The 3925-nt window shown below is 50.2% G+C and carries 4 protein-coding genes; 1 reads left to right on the forward strand and 3 read right to left on the reverse strand.

Annotated features, from left to right (window positions below):
• The coding region (locus A3754_RS26215) for an FAD-binding oxidoreductase (RefSeq protein WP_156497034.1) at positions 1-399 on the reverse strand (399 nt) is incomplete at its 3' end.
• A 107-nt stretch (positions 400-506) separates the two neighbouring features.
• On the opposite strand from A3754_RS26215, the gene A3754_RS16415 reads away from it, so the two are divergent.
• Positions 507-1022 (forward strand): Tfp pilus assembly protein FimT/FimU, encoded by a 516-nt coding sequence (locus A3754_RS16415; protein WP_063520561.1) that lies wholly within the window; start codon positions 507-509, stop codon positions 1020-1022.
• Positions 1023-1073: 51 nt separating this feature from the next.
• Here the strand turns inward: A3754_RS16415 and A3754_RS16420 are convergent, their stop codons facing one another.
• Positions 1074-1508: a type IV pilin protein gene (locus A3754_RS16420; RefSeq protein ID WP_063520562.1), complete on the reverse strand. Its 435-nt coding sequence runs from the start codon at positions 1506-1508 to the stop codon at positions 1074-1076.
• Between the two features lie 11 nt (positions 1509-1519).
• A partial coding sequence (locus A3754_RS16425) for a pilus assembly protein (RefSeq protein WP_197468689.1) occupies positions 1520-3925 on the reverse strand: 2406 nt, incomplete at its 5' end.

Here is a 3925-nt window from a genome sequence, read left to right on the forward strand (position 1 = left end):
AAAAAGCCCGCCAGCACCATGACCTATTCTCGATTCGGGAGACTCCATTTCGTGGCAATCCAAACCCCACGCCTCAGCCCACCTCTGCGCACGAGTCAACTCCGCCCCCGCCACCTGGACCCACATGCCACCCAAGTGCAGGACCGCCTTGCGGTCCAGAAAACCGGATTCCTCAAGCATTAACACCAGAGTTTGATAGCGGCTCACTCCATCGTGGGTCAACCGATTGAGAAAAGAAGAATGACGCCACGCGAACAAGGGGGAAAGAATTCCACCGCCAGCCCAGGATGCCGGCGGCGGACCGCCATCAATCACGGTTACACTGAGATCACGCTTTGTGAGTTCAAGCGCACTCAAGAGGCCGACAATGCCTCCACCTAATACGAGCACATCAGACATGAATCAAGGGGACTATTACCTATAAGAAGTGAAGCAACATTACCACACGCCTTCGTTAAAAACCCGGATAGCATCTGACAACCAGATAATTTTAGGGCTAAAGGCATATGAAAAAACGTCACAAAATCGCCTCTAAAGGCTTCACGCTCCTCGAAGCTCTTGTGTCTGCAGCTATTCTGGCCATATTCGCAACCATTACCCATACGCTGTTCACCGATTTCATCCCAAGATACCAAGTTATCTCGTCGGCCTACTCTGTCCACAACCTCATACTGAAAGCCCGTGCAGGCGCACTCAGTGACCGGTCACAGCGAATGATCTGCGCAGGGAACACCGGATGCTCAACATTCAATCAAACAGATTCACTGATAATGGGAAGGGACGACAACCAAAACGGTCAACTAGAGACCGGAGAAGTTATCGAGTCACTCAACTTCCCAGGTAATACAACCCTTGAGTGGAAAAGGTTTAATGGAAACTCTCTTGTCTTCCATAGCAGCGGCATCAGCCATTTCCAAAACGGCAGCTTTTATATTTGCAACAACCATGCTGGCAGGAAAATCGTAATGAACTGGATCGGAAGAACGAGAATTGAAGCGCTACCGGGGAACCTCTGCCCGTAACATAAGCAGACATAGAAACAGGGGCTTACGCCCCCAAATTCTGAAGCAATTTCACCAAGAGTGATCCGTAGCCATACTGCAAGTTGCAGCCACTTTCATACAGGTCTCGCCTTGCTCATTAAGCATGAATGTTTCAGTGCCATTCATGTTTTTTGCTGCAACAGGCACCGCAGCAATTGTATAGCTTTGGACATCACTCGCATCCACGGTAACTGACACCGTATAGAAGTCATTCGCAGTTCTGGAGGTAATCGCTGTGTCGGAGGCCGCACCGCTATACGAAAAATTTCGCGAACGGAACGCCTCCATCGCAGCAGCCAGCTCCATGATTTGCGCCTTTACAGCTGACTGGCGAGTAGATTCAACATGGCTGGTGTAGCTTGGGTAAGCAACTGCCGCTAACACACCGATAATCAGAACCACAATAAACAGCTCGATCAGCGTAAACCCCTGCTGATTTAGCCTATTGTTCTTTGCTCGATACATATCCACCCTCCTTACGATCCAGGCGCAGCAGTATCTTCGGACATCTGGTACCAGCGGGTTTTGCGCAAGCCCATATTGCCAAGATCATCGTCCCCGACAACCTCCGTACCAACCACAACCTTCACTTCACCCTCCTCATTGGTAAGCAGCACCGGGGTTGGCGGCAATGTCTGCTGCTTCAACTCCTCACTACGGCTGGTGACGTCGCCATCATTTAGGGCTGCAGGCGCACCGTCCTTGAGAGCCACCGTATGAATAAAAGAGGTACCCAGACTAACCGCACATGGGTTGTCTGGATTACTGCTTGCTACGGGCGAATAAGAACTGAAGCGAACCACACCATTGATCACCGACGGGGATGACAGCGCTTTTTCACCGTCCAAGGCGTTCAACTTGTAGAACCAACCCGGCTTGGAGGTGTCCGCACCTTCCGTTCCGGTACGGGAAATCTCGCTCAAGTCACTGAGACCAAGTACCTTGTCCGGCGCAGACGGATTACTGAATGCCTTCTCGTCATTAAAAACAATAAAGGCTTCTTCGATGTCTTTATCTTTTGGATGCGCACGATATCCTGAGCCGATGGCCACCGATAAAAACTCATTGAAGCCTTCTTTTACATAGGTAATAGCTGGCGCTTCGTAGAAGCGACGATGATTTTCATCATCACCGCCAAAATCAGCCAAGCGGTGGACGGCCATATTCCTATCACCAGTCTGGTCGATATCAACGCGGAACACCTGTCCACCCAAGTCACCAAAATAAAGGTGGTCGGCAGCGCCATCCAGGTTTTTGTCGACGACTGAAATACTGCTGGGAATAGCCCATTTCATGGATGCTACATCATCACCAGAAGCAGACCACACCAGATCACCGGTCTGCGCATTCACGATGTAGATGGCATTACCCATCTCATCTTCCGTGCTACGATCTTCCGCATCAAAATTCTCGGTACGGTCGTGATCCGCCGGGCTGTAGCCGCCACCAAACACCAACACCGGCAGCACATCTTCACCAACGGGTATCTGGGTCAAGGTAGGTGTTGACCAGGTTTGACCCAGTTTTTCAAAGTCACCCGCACCACCCGTAATTTGCCATTTAAGCTTCGGCGCATTCAGGTTCGATACATCCAGAGCGTAATAGCTACGACCGCCACGGCGAATGCCACCATACAAGTAAACCGCTGAAGGGCTATTATCCGCATTACTACCTGGGCGGCGCCAGGCCACCCAACTACCATCCAGCCCATAAACCTGGCGCTTGTTATCCTTCAGGCCAGGACGGTGCGTCGTAAACTGATTGGCCTTGGAAATCATTTCATAGGGCATGAAAGTGAATTCTTCTGAACCATTTTTGGCATTGATGGCGTGCAGCATACCTCCGTTGGTGGACACAAAAACCACATTATTCTGATCATTGGCATCGTCACTCGTACCACCATAGTTCACCAACACGGGCACGCTGTGCATAGGGTCAGCCCACAGACTCCTCAGCTTCGTCACCAAGTCCTGGGTCATTTCATCGCTGGCTGTGGCATCCAGGCCAAAGAAGGTCTTGGGTTTACCTTCATCGGTGTTGATCTTGTCCCAATCAAGCCTGGGCAGCGTCGAGTTACTTCCCGTATTTGCATCCGTATAGAAAAGGGTATGACCGTTAGTTTCCAGTTCCCCTCTTGCCCCCCCTTTTGTGGCGTCATAACCATCAGTTTCATCACTCCAGAAACTTCTGGAAGTGGCGGTAAAATAGCCTGTATTGTCACTGATCGCATTGCCATTCTGGCCGTGAATTTCATCACCTTCCAGCTCGTATTTTTTCAAATTACCTTCCCAGAAGCTGCTAATCGCAGGCTGGAAAATAGAGTAATACAGCTGATCCAGGTGTTCAAAACGATTCATCTGGTTAACCGCAACACCAGGAGAAGAGACCGAACGGGACTGTTCATCAACCAGGTCGATAATATTCATGAATGCAGCAGCAAGCTCGGAACCGGACTCAGCATTAAAGGTTTCGCCCCCCCCAGCCTCGGCCACATCGTCCAGGTAGATAACGTTATCGTTATCAAGGCTGTACTCATCCATGTAGAGCCCAACGGTGTAGGTTTTTACCCTTTCGTGCTCTTCATATTTGGACTGATTCATCGCCGCCGCAAGCTTACGTTGGCAGAAGTAACTATCACTTTCGCTAAAGTTATTGTCGTCACAGTTAGGCAAACGATCATCGCTGGGGTTGTCATTCACACCGTCGTCACCACTGGGCTCACCATCTGTCATCATGACCACATAATTGCGCTCACATTGATTGGCTGAATTCATTGGTGAAATATAGTCACCGTTGGAATAAATCGGCGCGTAGCTATTACAGGTTGTTGTTGGCTGGCCACATACTTGCTCCAGTTTTACGGCGCGTACCTGAACTTCCTC

The sequence above is a fragment of the Alcanivorax sp. HI0083 genome, from assembly GCF_001635175.1.

Bases quoted from the DNA above. Each gene is read 5' to 3' on its own strand.
- A3754_RS16420 (WP_063520562.1), bottom strand. From the start codon at position 1,508: ATGTATCGAGCAAAGAACAATAGGCTAAATCAGCAGGGGTTTACGCTG.
- A3754_RS16415 (WP_063520561.1), top strand. From the start codon at position 507: ATGAAAAAACGTCACAAAATCGCCTCTAAAGGCTTCACGCTCCTCGAA.